Raw genomic sequence first — 20,528 nt, forward strand, 5'->3', positions numbered from 1 at the left:
GCCACCTGCGCGGACCGACCTTCTGCTTGACCTGGTGACAACTATGCGTAACCATTACTCTGAGTATTCGACTCGAGGAGTCCCCGGCTCCGGTCCTCCCGGCCGGGCAGGGGCGATGAAACGGAGAACCACCAGATGGGCGATTACGCCAAGGCGCTCGGGGCCAAGCTCCGCGGGATCCGCCAGCAGCAAGGCCTGTCCCTGCACGGGGTCGAGCAGAAGTCCGGCGGACGCTGGAAGGCCGTCGTGGTCGGCTCGTACGAGCGCGGCGACCGGGCGGTCACCGTCCAGAAGCTGGCCGAGCTGGCGGACTTCTACGGCGTGCCGGTGGTCGAACTGCTGCCGGAGGGCCGGGTGCCCTCGGGAGCCGAGCCCGCCACGAAGATCGTGATCAACCTGGAGCGGCTCCAGCAGCTGCCCGCGGAGAAGGTCGGCCCGCTCGCCCGCTACGCGGCCACGATCCAGAGCCAGCGCGGCGACTACAACGGCAAGGTGCTCTCCATCCGCACCGAGGACCTGCGCTCGCTCGCCATCATCTACGACATGACCCCCGGAGAGCTGACCGAGCAGCTCATCGACTGGGGCGTCCTCCCGCCGGAAGCCCGCCCGTCCAAAGAGGACTGAGCACTGATGGCGGCAACGGCCGTGCACGACGCGGCGGGCTTCCCGCACCCGGGGAACCGGGAACGCCCGCCGCGCTTCGGGTGACGCTCCGTCCGCCGGAACTCAGCCGTTTCCACCCTGGCTGACCTCGGTCGATGCCGGTTGCCGCTGACCTGTGTTGTTCTGGCCTGGGGAACCGCCGGAATTCCCCGCGCCCGGTTCTGCCGGGAATGGGATGGATCCGGGGTTCGCCGCATTTCCCGCTCCGGGCCGTGCCGCCGGGGACTATTTCTTCGCTCCGGCCGATTCCCGCTCTGGGCCGCGCCGCCGGACTTGTTTCTCCGCCTCGGCCGCTCGTCGTTTTGAGCCCCGCCACCAGGTCTTTCCCGGCCCGGCCGATTCCGCGCTCCGGGCCGCTTCGCTGGGGACTGTTTCCCCGCCCTGGCTGCTTCCTGCTCTGGCCTGCATCGCCGAGCGGGGTTTCCTCGCCCCGGCCGCTCACCATTTCAGGCCCCGCCACCAGGCCTTTTTCACCACCCCGGCCAATGCCGCGCTCCGGACCGCTTCGCAGGGCACTGTTTCCTCGCCCCTGCTGCTCCTGACCTGGACTGCATCGCCGAGCGGGATTTTTCTCGCCCCGGCCGCTCGCCGTTTCGGCCCGCCACCAGGTCTTTTTCACCGCTCCGGCCAATGCCGCGCTCCGGGCCGCTTCACAGGGCACTGTTTCCCCGCCCCTGCTGCTCCCCGGTCTGGACTGCATCGCCGAGCCGACTTTCCTCACCCCAGCCGCTGAGCCTGCTTTCGCCGCCCAGCAGCTCCCCCGCTCCAAGCCCACTGCCAGGTCTGTTTATCCCCGCCCCGGCTGATTCCCCACCCCAGCCGCACCGCCGAGCCCGTTTCCGCTGCCCAGCCGCTCCCGCGAGCCTGTTTTCGCTGCCCAGCCGCTCCCGCGCTCCAGGCTCGCCGCCAGGTCCGCTCCTCGCCGCCGCAGCCAATTCCTCACCCTAGGCCGCGCCGCCGAACCCGTTTCGTCATCCGGCCACTCCTCAGCTCCGGATTCCGGAGTTCCGGGCGGATTCTCCTGACGTAGCTAGCAATCCCGGCGTCGAGCGATGTCCGCTCCCGGCAACCGCTTTCTCGCGCATCGCCGAAAGCGCTGGCGCCTCAAAGTTTCCACGGATTTCCGTAGCGATTCCCACCGCACCGCACCGGATTCCCCAACCAGGCACGCGGTTCTGCCACAACACCGGGAACGTTCCGGCAGACTGCTCACTCACCGCAGCGAGTCCCGGACGACCGCTCCCCAACACCCGCCGAAACGCCGCGACACCGGCCGCGAAAGACACCCGCCGACCGGTTCTGATTCCGCTCGGTGATCAATTTTCTCCCGGACCGCCCCTCGCATCGGCCGCCGCGGTCCGGCCGTAACTCGATCAGGGAGCGGCCATTCAGGTGCCGCTTTCCCCCAGCCGGGTTACCCCCGGCTACCGAACCCTGGGGTTACAGAACCGCGCGCAGCCGGTCGGCGATCGTGCCGATGCGGCCGAGGACGCCGTTGATGAACCGGGGCGAGTCGTCCGTCGAAAGTTCCTTCGCGAGGCCGACCGCTTCGTCGATCGCGACCGCGTCGGGGACGTCCGCCGACCACAGCATCTCGTAGACGCCGACGCGCAGCACCGCCAGGTCGACCGGTGGCATCCGCTCGAGAGTCCAGCCCTGCGAGTGTTCCGCGAGGAGTTCGTCGATCCGCCCGCGGTGGGTCGTGACGCCTTCCACGACGGCGATCGTGTAGTCCGCGATCGGGTCGACCTCGACCGCGCCGACCCGGTCGGCCAGCAGCGTGACCGGGTCGGCGGACCGCTGAGCGGCCTCGTACAGCATCTCGACCGCGCGCCGGCGCGCCTGGCGCCTGCTGATCGCGCCGCCGCGGTTCGGGTGCGGGGGGAGCTTGTCCGCCATCAGCTGGAGACGCGGCCGAGGTACCGGCCGTCGCGGGTGTCGACCTTGATCTTCTCGCCGGTCGAGAGGAACAGCGGGACCTGGATCTCCGCGCCGGTCTCGAGCGTCGCCGGCTTGGTGCCGCCGGTGGAGCGGTCGCCCTGCAGGCCCGGGTCGGTGTGCTGGATGACCAGCTCGACCGAGGTCGGCAGCTCGACGTACAGCGGCTCGTTCTCGTGCACCGCGACCTGGACCTCGGTGTTCTCGAGCATGTAGTTCGCGTTGTCGCCGACGGTCTCGGCGGGCACGGTGATCTGGTCGTAGGTGTCGCCGTCCATGAAGACGAAGTCCGCGCCGTCCTTGTACAGGTACGTCATGTTCCGGCGGTCCACCGTGGCGGTCTCGACCTTCGTGCCCGCGTTGAAGGTCTTGTCGACGACCTTCCCGGTCAGCACGTGCTTGAGCGTGGTGCGCACGAAGGCGCCGCCCTTGCCCGGCTTGACGTGCTGGAACGCGGTGACGCTCCACAGCTGGCCGTCCAGGTTGAGGACGAGTCCGTTCTTCAGGTCGTTGGTGGTGGCCACGAGTCTTCAGGTCTCCTGTGTTCGATCTCTTCGGCCGCGGCCGTCAGACGGCCACGAGGTCCTTGGTGCTCAGGGTGAGGAGTTCGGGTCCGGAGTCCCGCACGACGAGCGTGTCCTCGATGCGCACGCCACCGCGCCCCGCGAGGTACACGCCGGGTTCGACGGTGACCGCCATACCGGCGGACAGTGTACCGACGCCCGTCGCGGCGAGACTCGGTGCCTCATGCACCTCCAGCCCGACGCCGTGGCCGAGACCGTGCGCGAACTGCTCTCCGTACCCGGCGTCGGCGATCACCGAGCGCGCCGCGGCGTCCACTTCGGACACCACAGCGCCGGGACGGACCGCCTCGGTGCCCGCTGCCTGCGCGCGGTGCACGAGGTCGTAGATCTCGCGCTGCCAGTCCGCGGGCTCGCCGATGACGACCATGCGGGTCATGTCCGAGTGGTAGCCGTCGACCGTGGCGCCGAAGTCGAACTTCACGAAGTCGCCGCGGCGCAGTTCGGCCCCGGTCGGGCGGTGGTGCGGGATCGCCGAGTTCGGCCCGGCGGCGACGATGGATTCGAAGGAGATCCCGGACGAACCGTGCTCCAGCATCCGGTTCTCCAGGTCGCGGGCCACTTCCAGCTCGGTCCGGCCCGGCCGCACTCCCCCGGCCTCGATCAGGTCGGCCAGTGCGCGGTCGGCGGCGGCGCACGCGGCGCGCAGGGCGGCGATCTCGACCTCGTCCTTGACCACCCGCAACTGCTCGATCAGGCCCGGCGTACGGACCAGTTCGACGCGGTCGAAACGCACCTTGAGGTGCTCGTGCTCCTCGACGCTCACGTGCTGGCTCTCGAACCCGGTGCGGCCGTAGTCCGCGAGCTGGTCCGCCGCGCGTGCCGCGAGCGCGCGGGCGCTGGCGCGGTCGAGGACGCGTTCCAGGTCGGGCACCTCGGATTCCGACTGGGTCGTGTAGCGCCCGTCGGTGCAGAACAGGGTCTTCGCGTCGCCGCCCGCGTGCAGCAGCAGCGCGGCGTTCGACCCGGTGAACCCGGTCAGGTAGCGGATGTTGAGCAGGTCGGTGACCAGCAGCGCGTCGACCCCGTTCTCGTGGAGCAGGGCGGCGAGCGCGGCACGGCGATGAGCGTGGATTTCCGGCACCCGGCCAGCTTAACGAGCGCGTTCCGGACCCGGTTCCGGCACGGCGGAAGGACGGCCTACTGGCGGTTAACTTCGGCGCGCCTACACTCCGTCCATGCTGGGTGCCTGGTTGACGCGCGGGCTGGTCATGGCGGTCGTGCACGCCGCCGCGATGACGCTGCTCGCCAAGTGGTCCGTGTTCCACCCGACCGGCCAGACGCTGTTCACGTCGCTCACCATCGCCGTGCTGGTCGGCCTCGCGGCGCTGTGGAGCGCGATCGACGGCTGGCGCGGCCTGCGCGACAGAGGGCGCGCGTGGTTCATCGCCTCCCTGGTCGCGGGCGTGTGCTCGGGCGTTCTCTACGTGATCGGGCGGGCGGTTTTCGTCGATCAGACCGGGGTTTCCGAACTAGGAGCCGCGCTCACCGGCGGGGCGGCGTTCTCCGCGCTGCTCGTGCTGGTGCCCGCCGGGCTGGGGCTGTTCGTCGGCGGCCGGATGCGGCGGCCGGCGGAGGAAGACGATCCCGAGCCTGGACCGGAGCCGGACGACGAGGACGAAGACGGCACCGGCAGCCGTTCCGGCGAACTCGAACTCCCGCCGAGCCCGACCCCGCGAACCGCCCCGAAGCCGTCGCCGGTCAGCCGCCCAGCGGCAAACCGCGCGCGGCGGCGTCCCACTGTTGCGGGTCGATCTCCTGCACCCCGGAACCGTTGAGCGACACGATCGCCGTGTCCGGCAAGCCGTAAAGCAGCCCGTCGAGCACCATGCCGTAGCCGCGGCCGTACGCGTGCACGACGGTCGCGCCCGACCGCAGGCGCGTTTTCACCGGGACTTCCGGCACCTGCGGCAGCGGCCGGTTCACCAGTTCCCCGGCGAGCACCGCGGCGACTGAACGCCGGTCGATCCGGATGCGTTCGCCGCGCCGGTAGAGGTCGATCATGCGGTCCGGGGAAGGCATCGCCACGCCGTCGAAAGTCGCCGTGGTGCGCGACGGGGTCGAGCAGCCGCCCGCGCCTTTCACGTCGAGCCCGAAGTGTTTGAGCCCGGTCGGCGCGCCCGCCGGTCCGATTTCGGTGGCGCGCACGACGTCCAGCGAGACCAGGTCGCACGGATCGCTGACCGAGGTCGGCGCGTGCCCGTCGGGACGGCGGACGAGGCCGGGGCCTTCCTTCCACGCGCCGGGGATCACGACGGGTTTGTACGGCTGCATCGTGAAATCGCGGTCCCAGAACGTGATCGTGGTGCCGTCCGCGGTTTCGTGCGCGATGGCGAAAGCGTCGAGCGCGCCGACCCACTCCAGGTCCACGCTGAACGCGTCGACCACCGACCGGGTCCGCGGCGCGGCGGTCGACGCGGTGGGCTCGAAACCCTTCTCCCCCAACGCTTCCACGCCCTCGCGGAACGCCGGATCGTGCGCCCGGACGACGAACTGGCCCGCCCCGTTCCAGCCCGCCGCGCGGCCGGTGGTGTCGGTGAACATCAGGTAGTACCAGCCGTCGAGGAAGACCACCGAGGGCTGGCCCGCGCCGTAGACGTTGTCGCGGTGGACGTCGTGCGACGCGCCGAGGATCGGTTTGCCGCCGTTCGAACGGGTCCAGTGGATGCCGTCCGGGCTGGTGGCCATGCCGATCGCGTTGCCGAGCGCGTGATCGCCCGCCGCGCCGGTGTAGTACAGGAAGTACGTGCCGCCGACGCGGAGAACGGACGGATCGCAGGTGTGCATGCCGTCGAAATTGCCGGGCGCGCCGGACAGCACCGCCGCGGGAGCGCCGCCACCCGGTCCAGTGAACGGCCCGTCGGCCGAGGGACCTTCGGCGTAGAGGATGTCGTCGCCCGGCGGCGGGGCGCTGCTGTACTGGCTGCACCACCAGATCCGGGTGCGGCCGTTCTCGACCATCACGGTCGGCCCGTAGTTGTAGACCGCGTCCACGGCCCCGGCAGCCACCACGCCGCCGCTCTGCCGGCTGGCTCCCGTGGCGAGCGCGACGTCCGCCGCCCTCGGCGGATCCTGCGAGGGCTGAGGCGCCCCGCCCGCGATGCCGCCGTGACCGTTGCCCTCGGCCTGCGGCTGGGCCATCGTCTGGCTGCACCCGGAAACAAGAGAACCGGCGATCAGCAGCGAGAGCAGCTGACGCACGGGTCGCCGACCCCCACGACGAAACGGGTGCATGATCGCCGAGTGTAGCGACAGCGGCACCGGATGGGTGAACCACGTCGCGCATCCGCCGGTCAGGCGGCGGGTTTGCCAAGGGGTTGCTTTTCGGCACCGGTCTCGTGAGCGGCAATGCCGGTTCTAACCGGCACGAACGTTCACGACCCCGGGGTTACGGCCCTCGCCTCCACCCCCAGCGGCCGCACCCTGGTCGTGATGCCGGAAAGCCCGCCGCGGCACCGGAACCGCCCGGCAGCAGCGTCTAACGCGAGGTCAGGACGAGTGTGCGCGATCCAGCGCAGCGCCAGCCCGTAACCATCCACGCCGAGACCAGCGACCACCCTGGTAGCGACACCGGAAAGCGCGCGGTGCTGCCCGGAACCACACCGGTTCCCAGCCGCCTGCTCAGGACGAATGCGCCGCAATCCAGCGCAACGCCAGCCCGTAACCATCCACGCCGAGACCGGCGATCACCCCGGTGGCGATGTCGGAAAGCACGCTGTGGTGCCGAAATTCTTCGCGCTTGTGCACGTTGCTGATGTGCAGTTCGATCAGCGGCGCGGTGAGCTGGGCGGCGGCGTCGCGAACGGCGATCGAGTAGTGCGTCCAGGCTCCGGCGTTCAGCACGACCGGTGCGCCCGCGTCGGCCGCCTCGTGCAGCCAGCCGACCAGTTCGCCTTCGTGGTCGGTCTGCCGCACCTCGACGTCGAGGCCCAGCTCCTGTCCGGTCTCGACGCACAGCCGGGCGAGGTCGTCGTGCGTGGTGGAGCCGTAGACGTCCGGCTCGCGCTTGCCCAGCCTGCCGAGGTTGGGGCCGTTGAACACGAACGCCTTCACAGCAGCACGCTCCCGCCGTTTTCCTTGGGCTCAGCGGCGATGGCCGAGTACGCGGCGGCGAGCAGCGACGGGTCGGGGCCTTCCAGGCGGCCCGGTTTGCCGAGCCCGTCGAGGACGACGAACCGCAGTACGCCGGAGCGGGTTTTCTTGTCGCCCTTCATGGTTTCCAGCAGCTGGCCCAGCGCGTCCGGGTCGTAGGTGGTGGGCAGGCCGATCAGTTTGAGCACGGCGGCGTGCCGGTCGGCGGTGGCGTCGTCGAGACGTCCGGCCAGCCGGGCCAGCTCCGCCGCGAACACCAGGCCGACGCTGACCGCGGCGCCGTGGCGCCACCGGTAGCGCTCGCGGCGTTCGATGGCGTGGCCGAGGGTATGGCCGTAGTTGAGGATTTCGCGCAGGTCGGATTCGCGCAGGTCGGCCGCGACGACGTCGGCCTTCACCTGGATCGAGCGGCGGACGAGTTCGGCCAGCACGTCGCCCGCCGGGTCGAGCGCCTGCTCCGGGTCGGCCTCGATCAGCTCGAGGATTCGCGGGTCGGCGATGAACCCGGTCTTGACGATCTCGGCCATCCCGGCGACGAGTTCGTTGCGCGGCAAGGATTCCAGCGTCGCGAGGTCGACGAGGACGGCGGAGGGCTCGTGGAAGACGCCGACGAGGTTCTTGCCCGCCTCGGTGTTGATCCCGGTCTTCCCGCCGACCGCCGCGTCGACCATGCCGAGCAGCGTCGTCGGCACGTTCACCAGCCGGACGCCGCGCATCCAGGTGCCCGCGACGAACCCGGCGAGGTCGGTGACCGCCCCGCCGCCGAGCGCGACGACCACGCCGCGCCGGTCCAGCCCGATCCGGCCGAGGACTTCCCAGCAGAAGCTGGCGACCGAGAAGGCCTTGCCGTCCTCCGCGTCGGGAATCTCGACGCGATGCGCGTCCAGCCCGGCCGCGGCCAGCTCGTCGCGCACGGCTTCGGCGGTGGCGGTGAGCGTCGGCGGATGGATCAGCGCGACCTTCGACGCGTCGGCGAGCTGCTCGGTGAGTTCGCCGAGCAGGCCGCGCCCCACGAGCACGTCGTACGGCTGCGCGGTAGCGACCCGGATCCGGACGGGCGGGGTGGCGGACACGGTTCTCCTCACTGCTCCCGGACCCGGCGGTCCTGGGCGGGGTTGTGACTCAGCGGCATCGGCTGGTCGCGGGTCACTGTTCGGGAACTCGATCGGGTTCGAGGGCCGCGACGGCGGCCGCGACGACCTCTTCGGGCGTTCGCTTGTCGGTTTCGATCTCGACGGTCGCCACCTCGCGGTACACCGGCAGCCGCTGGTCGAGCAGGGCTTTGAAGGTGGCGCGGGGGTTGAGGCCGGCGAGCAGGGGGCGGGCGCTGGACATTCCGGTGCGCTGCACGCCGGCGGCGAGCCCGACGTTCAGGAAAACCACCGTGTGGTCTTGGAGCCGGGCGCGGGTGCCGGGGGTGAGCGGAGCGCCACCGCCGAGGGAAAGGACACCGTCGTGTTCGGCGAGAGCGGTGGCGACCGCTTCCTCTTCGAGCGCGCGGAACGCCGGTTCGCCGTCGTCGGCGAAGATGTCCGAGATGGCGCGTCCGGCGCGGGCGACGATGTCGTCGTCGGTGTCGCGGAAGGACACGCCGAGCGCCGCGGCCAGCAGCGGGCCGACCGTGCTCTTTCCGGAGCCCGGCGGCCCGATGACGACCGCGCGCGGGCTCACCAGCGCTCCTCGAGCGCCTTCAAGTACGCCTGCGCGTTGCGCCGGGTCTCGGCCAGCGAGTCGCCGCCGAACTTCTCCAGCGCCGCGTCCGCGACGACCAGCGCCACGACCGACTCCAGCACCACGCCCGCGCGCGGCACCGCGCACACGTCGGAACGCTGGTGGATCGCCACCGCGGGCTCGCCAGTCCGGACGTCCACTGTGGACAGTGCCTTGGGCACGGTCGAAATCGGCTTCATCGCGACGCGCACCCGCAGCGGTTCGCCGTTGGTGATCCCGCCTTCGAGCCCGCCCGCGCGGTTCGACCGGCGCGTGACGCCCACCGGCCCGGTGCCGCGGTCGATCTCGTCGTGCGCCTGACTGCCCCAGCGGCGGGCGGTGGTGAAGCCGTCGCCGACCTCGACGCCCTTCATCGCCTGCACGCCCATGAGCGCGCCGGCGAGCCGCGCGTCGAGGCGCCGGTCCCAATGCACGTGCGAGCCGAGGCCCGGCGGCAGCCCGTAGACGATCACCTCGATCACGCCGCCGACGGTGTCGCCGGCCTTCCGCACCGCGTCGACCTCGGCGACCATCGCCTCGGTCCCCTCGGCCGAGAACGCGCGCACCGGGCTCTCGTCGATCGCCGCGAGGTCGCTCGGCTGCGGGAGCGGGCCGTCGGGCGCGTCCGCACCGCCGATCGAGACGACGTGGCTCAGCACCTCGGCCCCGAGCAGCTGCCGCAGGAAGTTCCGGGCGACCGTGCCGAGCGCGGTCCGCGACGCCGTCTCGCGAGCGCTGGCGCGCTCCAGGACGGGACGGGCCTCGTCGAAGCCGTACTTCTGCATGCCGGGCAGGTCGGCGTGCCCCGGACGGGGCCGGGTCAGCGGCTCGTTGCGGGCGAGCCCGGCGAGCTCGGCCTCGTCGACCGGATCGGCCGCCATGACCTTCTCCCACTTGGGCCACTCGGCGTTCTCGATCTGGACGGCGATCGGGCCGCCCTGGGTGACCCCGTGCCGGACCCCGCCGAGGAACTGGACCTGGTCGGTCTCGAAGCCCATCCGCGGGCTGCGGCCGAACCCGAGCCGCCGCCGCGCGAGCTGCGCGGAGAGGTCCGAGGTCGTCACCTCCACCCCGGCAGGCAGCCCCTCGAGCACAGCGGCGAGGGCGGGTCCGTGCGATTCTCCAGCGGTGATCCAGCGCAGCACCGGACAATCCTGTCACGGCCGGTCCGAGGCGCTGGCAGAGCCCCTGGCCTCAGCCGATGCCCGTTCCAGCGGCTGGGAAGACCGCGCACGCCCAGGTGGCCAGAACCAGGCCGGGACCGTAGGGGACGCGGAGGGGACCGGCGCGGATCCGGGAGCGGGCGGGGTCGCGTGGCGGTGTGGAGGCGGGGCCAGCCGGTGTGGGCGCGAGGCCGGTCGACGTGACAGCGGGGCCGGTTGCAGCGGGAGCGGGGGCAGCCGGAGCGGCAGCGGGATCGGACGGAGCGGAGGCAGCATCGGTCGGTGACGATCCGGAGACCGTGGGCGCAGCGGGCTGCCCGGATCCGCAGGCGAGTTCGGTCGGCGACGGTGTGCGAGCTAGGTCGGTCGGCGTGGACGGCAGGGCGGGATTCCCCGCCGAGGGCATGGAGTCGAGTTGGCTCGACGTGGGCTCGTGGAGTTCTCCTTCGGTTTCGGAGCGCGGCGATGGCGCGACGGTCGCGTCCGCGCCGGACCGGGGCACGGCGGCGCAGGCGGGAGCGAGTTGAGCGGAAGCCCGAAGCTCGCGCGCTAGGCGAATCCGGCGCGCAAGCCACATCGGCACCACGGCCGCCAGGCTCACCGTCGCCGCCAGGACTGCCGCCACTGCGGGAGCCAGCCCGCCGACAGCACCCAGGACGGCGCCGAAGGATCCGGCCAGTTTGACGTCTCCCGGGCCGAGACCGCCCGCCGACAGCCGGTGGACGATCAGATGCGTTCCGCCGAACAGCAGGCATCCCAGGGCGGCACCGGCGGCCAGTCGCCATCCTCCGCCGCTGAGGGAAGCGAGGGTGATCGTCAGGGCGACGACCGGGTAAGCGGGCAGAGTCAGGACATCCGGGAGGCGGTGGTGCCGGGCGTCGGCCAGAGCGAGGGGTACGCCTAGCACCGAGACCAGCCACGCCACCGGTAGCCACCACGCCGGGAAGGCACCCGCGTCGGCACGGGACGCGGCCACCGCGACGGCCGCGACGGCGGTGGTCAGGCCGAGCACGGTGGAGACCGGCGCACCGGCTTTCTTCGTCATCACCAGCAGCACGGGCACCACCACCCCGGCTGCGAGGACTGCTGTCAGGACCATGGAACCAGCCTGTCGACGAAGCCTGGACCAGCGCAAACGAATCAGGGTGCGAGGGGACCCCTCGTGCGCGACACGCCGGAAGGTTCACCCGACGGAGGCACATCGGGATGCTCGGCAGCGGTGCCGACCGGGCTTCCTGGGCGACGGGAACAGTTGGCCGAGGGGAGCAGAAAGCCGACCGGTCACGGCCCAGTCAGCGCTCCCGCCCACTACGGCCGCCAAAAACTCCCTCAACCGCCAGCAGAAGCCAAAACCCCGTCCCCGGCCAGAAAAGCCCTCCGGTACCCAGTCGGACTGACGCCTCGCAACCGCTTGAACGCCGAACTGAACCCGAACGCGTCCGAATACCCCACCGTGCGCGCCACCTCCGCGATCGGCATCGACGGCTGCTCCGCCAGAAGGTCCGCGGCGAGCGTCATCCGCCATCGGGTCAGGTACGTCATCGGCGGCTCGCCCATCAGGTCCGCGAAGCGCTTGGCCAGGGTGGACCGCGAAACCCCGGTCCGGGCGGCGAGCGTGCCGACCGTCCACGGGGCCGCCGGATCTTCGTGCAGCGACCGGAGAGCCGCGCCCACCACCGGGTCCCGCTGGGCCGCCCACCACGGCGGCGGGGTGCCCCCGGGACGGTCGAACCAGTCGCGCAGGAGGCAGACCAGCATCCAGTCGAGCAGGCGGTCCAGGACGACTTGCTGGCCCGGCGCGTCGACGGCAAGTTCGGCGGCCAGGTGGTCCAGCACCGGGTCTTCCGCGTCCGGGGAAGGCGGCCGGACGACGACCGGCAGCGCGTCCAGCAGCGCGGCCATCCGGCTGCGGCTGTGCCCCGGGTACGCCCCGACGATCAGGGTGGTTTCCCCGCGAAACGAGTCGTTCCAGCCCAGGCGGTGCCGGGTGCCGCCCTGGTCGGGAGTGGCGCAGAACTCGCCGCATTCGACCGGGGGCGCGGGGGTGTCCAGGCGGTCCACGAAGGAGAACGGACCGCGGACGAGGATGGTCTCGCGGGCGCGCAGCAACTCGGGCGGATGGTCTTCCGGCACGACCCAGCCCTCGCCGCTCAGCAGCGTGCACAGGGTCAGCGGGGAACCGTCCACAAAGCGCAACGACCACGGCGCGGACAGTGCCGTGCAGCCGAACAGGGACCCGTGCGCCCGGACCCCGCGGATCACATCGCTGAACGCGTCCACTCCCCCGACATTAGACGAATGGACAGGCAATCCGGCGGATCGCCTATGGGATCGTCCGGGAAAACCCGGTTGAATCGCAGCCATGAACACCCTCACCGACCACGATCTCGACTTTCTCCGCCGCCCCCTGCACGGCTTCCTGACCGTCGCCGCCGGACCGCGTCCGCCGCAGCCCCGGCCGGTGTGGTTCGAGGCCACCGACGAGCGCACGGTCCAGCTGTTCACCGCCGCGGATTCGGCGAAGGTCCGGCAGCTGCGCGAGGACCCGCGCGCGTCGATCGTCGTCGCGGCGCCGGTGGGGGAGCCGGAGCGCTGGGTGTCGGTCGCCGGGCGTGTCACGATCGAGACCGACGGCGGACGCGAACTCGCGGGCAGGCTCGCCGCCCGCTATTGGGACCTCAGCACTCCGGAAGGCGAAGCCGGGCTGAAAGTGCTGCAGGAACTCGACCTTTTCCGGGTCGTCATCCACCCGGAAAAGGTGCAGCGCTACGCGTTCTGAGCCGTTCGCGCGCGGATCGCCTGCACGAGCAGCACCAGACCGCAGAGCACGCAGACCGCTTCGGTCACGACGCCCCAGTATTCGTACTGGCTGTTGAACTGGTCGTGCACGCCGTAAAAGCCCACCGTCACTGACAACAGGTAGGCCAGCAGCGTCACGCCGCCGAAGCCCAGCGTGAAGAACGCCGGAAGCCAGTGCCGCCAGACGAGCAACGCGATCGCGATCACCACTCCGGCGATGCCGTTCACCAGAAAGAGCGGTCCGACCACCGGGATGTCCGCGTAACCGCTGCCCCAGTACAGGTAGAAGTGGATCGCGGCCGAGCCGGCCAGGCCCGCCGCGCCCAGCGCTCGCATCCAGGTCGTCAGCATGACGTCTCCCTCCGTCCGGAAAGCCGGATAAGGACTACACGCACGGGCGACCGAGGCGGTTCACCGGAAACCTGGACCGCCTGGATTCGTTGCACTGGGCATGACTGCCGAACTTCACTCCCGCCGTTCCGTTCTCGTCTCCGGAGCGGCTGTCGCAGGGACCGCCGCCGTCGCTCTCACCGCCTGCGGGAGCGGCGACAGCGGGGCCGGACAGGCCGCGCCGAAACCGGGCGGAAAGGTGATCGCGCTGGCGGAAGTGCCGGTGGGACAAGCGAAATCCGCGAAAACGCCGGACGGGCAAGAAGTGCTCGTGGCACAGCCGTCCGCGGGGACGGTCGCCTGTTTCAGCGCTGTCTGCACACACCAGGGCTGCACGGTGAATCCGCCGCAGAACGGCCGGGCGAGCTGCCCGTGTCACGGTTCGGTGTTCGACGCCCTCACCGGCGAGGTGAAGCAGGGACCGGCGAACCAGCCGCTGTCCAAAGTGGCCGTGAAGATCGAGAACGGCGAAGTCGTCACGGCATGACCGGAAGCGCCCTTTGCGGACCACTGTCCACAAAGGGCGTTCGGCTCAATCGTTCCAGGCGAACAGCTGGTCGCCGGCCGCGACCGTGCGCCCGGCGTCGAGGCCGGCGAGCACGTCGGCGGACGCGTCGAGCCCGACGACCGGGACGATCGGCGAGTAGCCCTTGGCGGCGACCGCCTCCGGGTCCCAGCCCACGATCGGCTGGCCGGCCCGCACCTTCTCGCCCTTGACGACGTGCAGGGTGAACCCCTCGCCCTTTTCCTTGACCGTGTCGATGCCGAGGTGCACGAGCACCGCGCGGCCGTCCTCGGTGGCCACGACGTACGCGTGCGGGTGCAGGGTCACCACGGTCCCGTCGACCGGCGCGACCGCGTCGGCGCGGCCGCCGGAGGGCTTGACCGCGATGCCCGGGCCCACCATCGCCTCGGCGAACACCGGGTCGGGCACCTCGGTGATCGCGACGACCTCGCCCGCGACCGGGCTCAGGATCGGCAGGCTCACATCAAGTCCTCGATGTCGCTGGCGATGGTGTCCGCCTCCGGGCCGACGATGACCTGGACCGCGGAACCCATCTTCACGACGCCCATCGCGCCGGCGGCCTTGAGCGCCGCTTCGTCCACGGCGGACATGTCCTCGATCTCGCACCGCAGCCGCGTGATGCAGCCCTCGATCTCGATCACGTTGTCCGCGCCGCCGAGCGCCGCGAGAATCTTTTCCGGCCTGTCATCCGCCATCGCGGCCTCCTCGTATCCCGTTGGTTTTCCACTCGGAACAGGTGCGCTCCGCCACCATTACTACGCCGTTTGCCGCCTTGCCGAGCGAGCCCGGCCACGAACGGATAACGGTGGTTGACACCCGCTCTCGCTGCGGAGCATCCTGCCCCATCAGATCATTGGTCTAGACCGGAACGTACCAATCTTCCGGCGCGGACGCGAGCACCGGCCCCGGTGCGCGAGAGGCGAGGGAGGGCGACACCGAGATGAGTGCGGCCGCGCACGTTCCGCCGTCCGACCCCGCCGACCGCGTGGTCAACGGGCCGACCCCGAAGCACGCCCAGCTGCGGGAGATCCTGCGCCGCCTGGTGGAGCGCGAGCTCCCGCCGGGCTCGCCGATCCCGTCCGAGCGCGAGCTCGCCCAGCACTACGGCGTTTCGAGGCTCACCGTCCGCTCGGCGATCGGGAAGCTCGTCGAGGAAGGACTGCTGGCCCGCGTCCGGGGCAAGGGCACCTTCACCGCCGCCCGGCGGATGGAACTGCAGGTGTACCTGATGTCGTTCACCGACGACATGCGCCGGCGCGGGCTCACCCCGACCACCGAAGTGATTTCGACCTCGACCGAAGTCCCGCCGGTGACTTCGGCGCACGCGCTCGGCCTCGCCGAGGGCGTGCCCGCGCACCGGCTCGTGCGGCTGCGGCGCGCCGACGGCGTCCCGCTGGCCGTGGAGCGCGGCTGGTACCACGCGGGCCGGACCCCCGGCCTGCTCGACCTCGACCTGACCCGTTCGCTGTACGCCCAGCTGGCCGACGCGTTCTCGCGCCGGCCGGACCACGCGTACCAGACGGTGTGGGCCGAATCCGCGGACCGCGAAACGGCGCGCTTGCTCGGCATGCGCACCGGCAGTCCGCTCCTGGTGTTCCGCCGGGTTTCCAGCTCCGGCGGCGAACCGGTGGAGGACATGACGTCCTGGTACCGGGGCGACCACTACCAGGTGACCATGCAGCTGGACCGGAATTCCCCGAGTTCCGGCGACCAACCCCACAATGGAGGTATCCGATGAGCGCCACCACCGCGGCTGGGGCCAGCGGGAAGAAGAAGGGCGGCGGCCTCGCCGGGCTGCAGCGCTTCGGCCGCAGCCTCATGCTGCCGATCGCCACGCTGCCCGCGGCCGGCCTGCTGAACCGGCTCGGCCAGGACGACGTCCTCGGCAAGGACGGGCTGAACTGGGGCAAAGCCGCCGACGTGATCGGCGCGGCGGGCGGTGGCATCTTCGACTGGCTGCCGCTGATCTTCGCGATCGGCATCGCGGTCGGCTTCGCCCGCAAGGGCGACGGCTCGACCGCCGTCGCGGCCGTCATCGGCTGGGTCGTGTTCAACAAGGTGATCCAGGCGATCGCGCCGATCAAGAGCCAGCAGGGCTACAAGCCCGGCTGGGACCTCGCGCCGATCCACTGGCCCTACAGCGTGCTGACCGGCATCGTGTCCGGCATCGTGGCGGCCCTGCTGTGGCAGCGCTACCACCGGATCAAGCTGCCGTCCTGGCTGGCCTTCTTCGGCGGCCGCCGGTTCGTGCCGATCATCACCGCGCTGGCGATGATCGTGCTCGGCGTCGTGTTCGGCCTGGTCTTCAAGTACGTCGACGAGGCGATCACCTCGGCGGGCAAGGCGGTCGTCGGCTCGCCGGTCCTCGGCGGCGGGATCTACGGCCTGCTCAACCGCCTGCTCATCCCGATCGGCCTGCACCAGCTGCTGAACGTGCCGGTGTGGTTCATCTTCGGCGGCGGCGACCTGACGAACTTCTTCAACCACGTGCAGGGCTCCGGTTCCTTCATGACCGGGTTCTTCCCGATCATGATGTTCGCCCTCCCGGCCGCGGCGTTCGCGATCGTGCACACCGCGCGTCCCGCGCAGCGCAAGCTGGTCGGCAGCATCATGATCTCGGCCGCGCTGACCGCTTTCGTCACCGGCGTCACCGAGCCGATCGAGTTCGCGTTCATGTTCGTCGCGTGGCCGCTGTACATCTTCCACGCGGTGATGACCGGCGTTTCGCTCGCGGTCTGCAACGCGCTGGGCATCAAGCTCGGCTTCTCGTTCTCCGGCGGCGCGATCGACTTCGCGCTGAACTCGTCGCTGGACACCGCGCACAAGGCGTGGCTGCTGATCCCGATCGGGCTCGTCCTCGCCGTGATCTACTACGTGGTGTTCCGCTTCGTGATCACCAAGTTCAACCTGCGCACGCCGGGCCGCGAGGACGATTCGGTCGAGGCCGACCTCGAGCGCACGGCCGCGAAGTAACACCCGAGAAAAGCAAGAGAGGTACACCATGCCGGAGAAACGCGTCACCGTGGCCAGCAAGGTGGGGTTGCACGCCCGCCCGGCGGCCCTGGTCGCCAAGGCGGCCGCGGCCCAGCCCGTGGCGGTGCAGATCGCCAAGGACGGCGGCGAACCGGTGGCCGCCGGCAGCGTCCTCAACCTGATGACTCTCGCCGCCGCGTACGGCGACGAGGTCGTCATCAGCGCCGAAGGAGACGGTGCCGAGGCGGCGGTCGAGGCCGTCGCCGAGCTGGTCGCCACCGATCTCGACGCTCAGTAGCGATACCGCTCCACGGGGAAATCACGAACCGTGCGGGGCTCCGGAACTTCCGGAGCCCCGCACGGTTCGTCGCGTCAGGGCACTGCGAAGCAGCCGGCGCACGGTCCCTATTACGCTGGCGGGCATGGAGAGTCTGCGCCTGATCGACGAATGGCCAGTGGACAACGCCGCGGCCGGGGTGGTCTCCGCCTCCGGCGAGGTGCGCGGACGCCACGGCGACCCGGCCCGCCCGTTCCGGCTCGCGTCGGTCACCAAGCTGCTCACCGCCTATACCGCGCACATCGCGATCGAAGAGGGCGTCGTCGAACTGGACACGCCTGCCGGGCCGGAGGGCTCCACCGTCGCGCATCTGCTCGCGCACACCTCCGGGCTCGCCTTCGACGCGCACAAGGCGATGGCCGAACCCGGCACGCGCCGGCTGTACTCCAACGCCGGGTTCGAGGAGCTCGCCGACGCGCTGGCCGAGCACTCCGGCATCGAGTTCGCCGAGTACCAGCGGGAAGCGCTTTTCGAACCGCTGGGCATGACGTCGACCCGGCTGGACGGCTCCCCCGCCGCCGGTGCGGTGTCCACATTGGACGACCTGCTCCGCTTCGCCGCGGAGCTGCAGGCCCCCAAGCTTCTCTCGCCGGAAACCCTGAACGCTGCCACCGAAATCGCGTTCCCCGGGCTGAATGGCGTGCTGCCCGGTTTCGGGCACCAGAAGCCGAATGACTGGGGGCTCGGCTTCGAACTGCGCGATCACAAGAGCCCGCATTGGACGGGCGCGAACAGCTCGCCGCGCACGTTCGGCCACTTCGGGCAGTCCGGCACGTTCCTGTGGGTGGACCCGGAAGCGGGCCACGCCTGCGTCGGGCTCGCCGATCGGTCGTTCGGTCCGTGGGCCGCGGAAGTATGGCCGCCGTTCACTGACGCGGTGCTGGCGGAACTCTCCGCGTGAGAGCCCGGTCCGCTCTGGCCGCGGCGGCGCTGCTGCTCGTCGCGAGTTGTTCCGCACCGGCCGCGCAAACCCAAGCGCCGCAACCGTTGCCCGCGCCGGACGCTCCGCTTCCGTTGGGCACCAATGGGGCCGCGGTGCCCAAACTCGAATGGGCACCGTGCCACGGCGGTTTCCAGTGCGCGACCGCGCCGGTTCCGTTGAGCTACCGCCAACCCGGCGGGGCGAAGCTGAATCTCTCGGTGATCCGCATGCCCGCCACGGATCCCGCGCACCGCGTCGGGTCGCTGGTGATCAATTTCGGCGGACCTGGCACCGACGGGGTCGGCGAACTGATGCGGTTCGGCCAGCGGTATCCCGAGGAACTGCGGGCCAGGTTCGACCTGGTGAGTTTCGATCCACGTGGCATCGGCGGCAGTGCCCCGGTGCAATGTCCGGGAACGCCGCCCGCCGCCGGTTCGCCGTTGCGGGACAGCGCGGCGTTTTGGGCCGCGAGTGCGGCCGTCGGCAAGTCGTGCGCTGCTGGTACCGGTGCCGAGCTGTCGCACTTGTCCACCGCGAATGTCGCGCGGGATATGGATCTGCTGCGGCAGGCGCTCGGCGAGCAGCAGTTGAACTTCTACGGCTATTCCTACGGCACGTATCTCGGCGGCACCTACGCGAATCTGTTTCCCGGCAAGCTGCGCGCGATGGTCCTCGACGGGACGCTCGACCTCGTCGCGAACGCCACCGGACAGCCGGGTCAGCAGCACAAACCGGTCGACGTGCGCGCCGACGTCGCGACTGCGCAGCAACAGGAACTCGAAGCGTTCTTCGCCGCCTGCGACGCGGCCGGGCCGGGCAAATGCGCGTTCGCCGGTGGTGACCTGAAACAGAAATTCGCCGCCGTTTTCGCGCGCCTGACGCACGGTCCGATCGGCGGCATGACGGTGTCCTCGTTGCTGGAAACGATCGACCGGGCGCTGTATCAATCGTCCCGGTGGCCGCGGCTGGCGAAGACGCTCGCCGGGCTCGTGCCGTCGTCGCCGGTATCCCCCGCGCCGGTGCTCGACCCGCGCGTGCCCACGCATTCACCCAGTTTTCTCGCGGTGCAATGCCTGGACAGCGAACTCCCGCAGGACCCCGCCAAGTACGCCGAACTCGCTGCCACAGAAGCGAAACGACAGCCCTACTTCGGCGTCGCGCCAGTGTTTTCGATGGCGCAATGCGTCGGCTGGCCCGCCCGGGACGAGGACCGGTACCTCGGGCCGTGGAACCGGTCGCGCCAGCACCCGATCCTGATTTTGGCCAACCGGAACGACCCGGTCACACCGCTGGCCAACGCCCAAGCCACCGCGCGAGAACTCGGCGACGGCCACGTGTCCGTGGTAGACGGTGCCGGACATACCACGCTCGACGTGCCCAGCACGGCCGCTTCCGCTGCGATGGCACGGTATTTCACCGACCTGACCGTGCCTCCGGACGGGACGGTCTACCCGCCGGAGGTCCGGCCGTTCCCTTAGCCGTTCAGCACGTTGATCGGCTCGCCCGCCTGGAACGCGGCGATGTCCTCCACCGCTCCGCCGTAGAAGATCTCGTACGTTTCCCGGCTCACGTAACCGATGTGCGGCGTGAGGATCGCGTTGTCCAACGTCCGCAGCGGATGATCGGCAGGCAGCGGCTCCACGTCATAGACATCCAGCGCGGCCGCGGCGATCTTCTTGCCCCGCAACGCCTCCACCAATGCCGACTCGTCGACAATCGGCCCCCGCGAGGTGTTCACCAGCAGCGCGGTCGGCTTCATCGCGGCGAATTCGGCGGCACCGACCAGTCCGCGAGTGCGCTCGGACAGGACCAAGTGGACCGACAGCACATCGGCCCGCGCGAACAAGTCCTCTTTGGACACTGCGGCGACCCCGTGCTCGGCGGCCCGCTCCGGGGTGAGATTCTGGCTCCACGCGATCGGTTTCATCCCGAACGCCTGGCCGATCCGCGCGACCTCGGCTCCCAGCCTGCCGAGCCCGAGCAGCCCGAGCGTCTTGTCCCGCAACGCCATCCCGAGACCGACCTGCCAGCCGCCCTCGCGCATCGACCGGAATTCCGCGGGCAGATTTCGCGCACCGGCCAGGATCAGCGCCCACGCGTGTTCCACGGTCGGCGCGGCCAAGGCACCGGTCGCGGACACCACCACGCCGCATCGCTTCGCCGCGTCCAGGTCGATCGCCGCGTTCCGCCGTCCGGTGCTGATCAGGAGCTTCAACGCCGGAAGCCGGTCGAACACGGCGGCCGGGAACGGCGTGCGCTCGCGCATCGCGACCACGACGTCGAACCCGGCCAGCCGCGCCACGACCTCGTCCGGCCCGGCGAACGGCTCGGTGAACACCTCGATCTCCGCCCCGAGCGGCTCCCAGTCCGCACACTGGAGAGCCACGTTCTGATAGTCGTCGAGGATCGCGATCTTCATGCCGCCCACCGTAAC

General features: G+C 70.6%; 23 protein-coding genes. 9 read left to right on the forward strand and 14 right to left on the reverse strand.

The window, feature by feature from the left end; genetic code table 11:
- The first annotated feature begins 135 nt into the window (after window positions 1-135).
- A complete protein-coding gene (gene bldD / locus ACZ63D_RS06275; RefSeq protein WP_003096372.1) occupies window positions 136-624 on the forward strand; it encodes a transcriptional regulator BldD in 489 nt (162 codons plus the stop codon).
- A 1,479-nt stretch (window positions 625-2,103) separates the two neighbouring features.
- Here the strand turns inward: bldD and nusB are convergent.
- The 3 genes from nusB to ACZ63D_RS06290 are packed head-to-tail and all read right to left on the reverse strand — an operon-like array spanning window position 2,104 to window position 4,266.
- Window positions 2,104-2,562, reverse strand: a complete 459-nt coding sequence (nusB, locus tag ACZ63D_RS06280; RefSeq protein ID WP_465353224.1) for a transcription antitermination factor NusB — start codon at window positions 2,560-2,562, stop codon at window positions 2,104-2,106.
- Window positions 2,562-3,125, reverse strand: a complete 564-nt coding sequence (gene efp / locus ACZ63D_RS06285; RefSeq protein WP_009075786.1) for an elongation factor P — start codon at window positions 3,123-3,125, stop codon at window positions 2,562-2,564. Before efp ends, nusB begins: the two co-directional genes overlap by 1 nt.
- A 43-nt stretch (window positions 3,126-3,168) precedes the next feature.
- Window positions 3,169-4,266, reverse strand: coding sequence for a M24 family metallopeptidase (locus ACZ63D_RS06290; protein WP_465353225.1), 1,098 nt, complete (start codon window positions 4,264-4,266; stop codon window positions 3,169-3,171).
- A 94-nt stretch (window positions 4,267-4,360) separates the two neighbouring features.
- Here ACZ63D_RS06290 and ACZ63D_RS06295 point away from each other — a divergent pair, with 94 nt between their 5' ends.
- Window positions 4,361-4,960, forward strand: a complete 600-nt coding sequence (locus tag ACZ63D_RS06295; protein WP_465353226.1) for a B-4DMT family transporter — start codon at window positions 4,361-4,363, stop codon at window positions 4,958-4,960.
- Here ACZ63D_RS06295 and ACZ63D_RS06300 read toward each other — a convergent pair.
- The 7 genes from ACZ63D_RS06300 to ACZ63D_RS06330 all read right to left on the reverse strand — a co-directional run bounded on the left by ACZ63D_RS06300 (window position 4,884) and on the right by ACZ63D_RS06330 (window position 12,427).
- On the reverse strand, window positions 4,884-6,374 hold the full coding sequence (locus ACZ63D_RS06300) for a glycoside hydrolase family protein (protein WP_465353704.1): 1,491 nt from the start codon (window positions 6,372-6,374) through the stop codon (window positions 4,884-4,886). The two genes, ACZ63D_RS06295 and ACZ63D_RS06300, sit on opposite strands and share 77 nt — an antisense overlap.
- A gap of 429 nt (window positions 6,375-6,803) precedes the next feature.
- Window positions 6,804-7,235, reverse strand: coding sequence for a type II 3-dehydroquinate dehydratase (gene aroQ / locus ACZ63D_RS06305; protein ID WP_465353227.1), 432 nt, complete (start codon window positions 7,233-7,235; stop codon window positions 6,804-6,806).
- Complete coding sequence (gene aroB, locus ACZ63D_RS06310; RefSeq protein ID WP_465353228.1) at window positions 7,232-8,347, reverse strand: 3-dehydroquinate synthase; 1,116 nt, start codon at window positions 8,345-8,347, stop codon at window positions 7,232-7,234. Before aroB ends, aroQ begins: the two co-directional genes overlap by 4 nt.
- Before the next feature lie 73 nt (window positions 8,348-8,420).
- On the reverse strand, window positions 8,421-8,945 hold the full coding sequence (locus tag ACZ63D_RS06315; protein ID WP_465353229.1) for a shikimate kinase: 525 nt from the start codon (window positions 8,943-8,945) through the stop codon (window positions 8,421-8,423).
- Entirely contained in the window at window positions 8,942-10,129 is a 1,188-nt protein-coding gene (gene aroC, locus ACZ63D_RS06320) for a chorismate synthase (RefSeq protein ID WP_465353230.1), read from the reverse strand. The genes ACZ63D_RS06315 and aroC overlap by 4 nt, the downstream gene beginning before the upstream one ends.
- A gap of 49 nt (window positions 10,130-10,178) precedes the next feature.
- Window positions 10,179-11,246: a prepilin peptidase gene (locus tag ACZ63D_RS06325; protein WP_465353231.1), complete on the reverse strand. Its 1,068-nt coding sequence runs from the start codon at window positions 11,244-11,246 to the stop codon at window positions 10,179-10,181.
- A 230-nt stretch (window positions 11,247-11,476) separates the two neighbouring features.
- Window positions 11,477-12,427 (reverse strand): AraC family transcriptional regulator, encoded by a 951-nt coding sequence (locus ACZ63D_RS06330; protein WP_465353232.1) that lies wholly within the window; start codon window positions 12,425-12,427, stop codon window positions 11,477-11,479.
- An 82-nt stretch (window positions 12,428-12,509) separates the two neighbouring features.
- Here ACZ63D_RS06330 and ACZ63D_RS06335 point away from each other — a divergent pair, with 82 nt between their 5' ends.
- Window positions 12,510-12,926 (forward strand): pyridoxamine 5'-phosphate oxidase family protein, encoded by a 417-nt coding sequence (locus ACZ63D_RS06335; RefSeq protein WP_465353233.1) that lies wholly within the window; start codon window positions 12,510-12,512, stop codon window positions 12,924-12,926.
- Here the strand turns inward: ACZ63D_RS06335 and ACZ63D_RS06340 are convergent.
- On the reverse strand, window positions 12,914-13,297 hold the full coding sequence (locus tag ACZ63D_RS06340) for a hypothetical protein (RefSeq protein ID WP_465353234.1): 384 nt from the start codon (window positions 13,295-13,297) through the stop codon (window positions 12,914-12,916). The genes ACZ63D_RS06335 and ACZ63D_RS06340 overlap by 13 nt on opposite strands.
- A gap of 100 nt (window positions 13,298-13,397) precedes the next feature.
- Here ACZ63D_RS06340 and ACZ63D_RS06345 point away from each other — a divergent pair, with 100 nt between their 5' ends.
- Entirely contained in the window at window positions 13,398-13,823 is a 426-nt protein-coding gene (locus ACZ63D_RS06345) for a Rieske (2Fe-2S) protein (RefSeq protein WP_465353235.1), read from the forward strand.
- Between the two features lie 45 nt (window positions 13,824-13,868).
- On the opposite strand, the gene ACZ63D_RS06350 is transcribed toward ACZ63D_RS06345, so the two are convergent.
- Entirely contained in the window at window positions 13,869-14,324 is a 456-nt protein-coding gene (locus ACZ63D_RS06350; protein WP_465353236.1) for a PTS sugar transporter subunit IIA, read from the reverse strand.
- A complete protein-coding gene (locus ACZ63D_RS06355) occupies window positions 14,321-14,557 on the reverse strand; it encodes a PTS sugar transporter subunit IIB (RefSeq protein WP_101434597.1) in 237 nt (78 codons plus the stop codon). The genes ACZ63D_RS06350 and ACZ63D_RS06355 overlap by 4 nt, the downstream gene beginning before the upstream one ends.
- 245 nt (window positions 14,558-14,802) lie before the next feature.
- Here ACZ63D_RS06355 and ACZ63D_RS06360 point away from each other — a divergent pair, with 245 nt between their 5' ends.
- From ACZ63D_RS06360 to ACZ63D_RS06380, 5 genes are all read left to right on the forward strand, one after another.
- Window positions 14,803-15,600: a GntR family transcriptional regulator gene (locus ACZ63D_RS06360; protein ID WP_465353237.1), complete on the forward strand. Its 798-nt coding sequence runs from the start codon at window positions 14,803-14,805 to the stop codon at window positions 15,598-15,600.
- A complete protein-coding gene (locus ACZ63D_RS06365; RefSeq protein ID WP_465353238.1) occupies window positions 15,597-16,835 on the forward strand; it encodes a PTS transporter subunit EIIC in 1,239 nt (412 codons plus the stop codon). The genes ACZ63D_RS06360 and ACZ63D_RS06365 overlap by 4 nt, the downstream gene beginning before the upstream one ends.
- A 28-nt stretch (window positions 16,836-16,863) precedes the next feature.
- Window positions 16,864-17,133 (forward strand): HPr family phosphocarrier protein, encoded by a 270-nt coding sequence (locus ACZ63D_RS06370; RefSeq protein WP_033291653.1) that lies wholly within the window; start codon window positions 16,864-16,866, stop codon window positions 17,131-17,133.
- A 124-nt stretch (window positions 17,134-17,257) separates the two neighbouring features.
- The gene (locus ACZ63D_RS06375) at window positions 17,258-18,073 is read left to right on the forward strand and encodes a serine hydrolase domain-containing protein (RefSeq protein WP_465353239.1); all 816 of its coding nucleotides are present in this window, start codon (window positions 17,258-17,260) and stop codon (window positions 18,071-18,073) included.
- Window positions 18,070-19,572 carry an alpha/beta hydrolase gene (locus tag ACZ63D_RS06380; protein WP_465353240.1) on the forward strand — a complete coding sequence of 501 codons (1,503 nt, stop codon included), beginning with the start codon at window positions 18,070-18,072 and terminating at the stop codon, window positions 19,570-19,572. The genes ACZ63D_RS06375 and ACZ63D_RS06380 overlap by 4 nt, the downstream gene beginning before the upstream one ends.
- Here the strand turns inward: ACZ63D_RS06380 and ACZ63D_RS06385 are convergent.
- Window positions 19,569-20,513: a D-2-hydroxyacid dehydrogenase family protein gene (locus ACZ63D_RS06385; protein ID WP_465353241.1), complete on the reverse strand. Its 945-nt coding sequence runs from the start codon at window positions 20,511-20,513 to the stop codon at window positions 19,569-19,571. The genes ACZ63D_RS06380 and ACZ63D_RS06385 overlap by 4 nt on opposite strands.
- Window positions 20,514-20,528: the final 15 nt, after the last annotated feature.

This window comes from Amycolatopsis sp. NPDC104775, assembly GCF_055583325.1.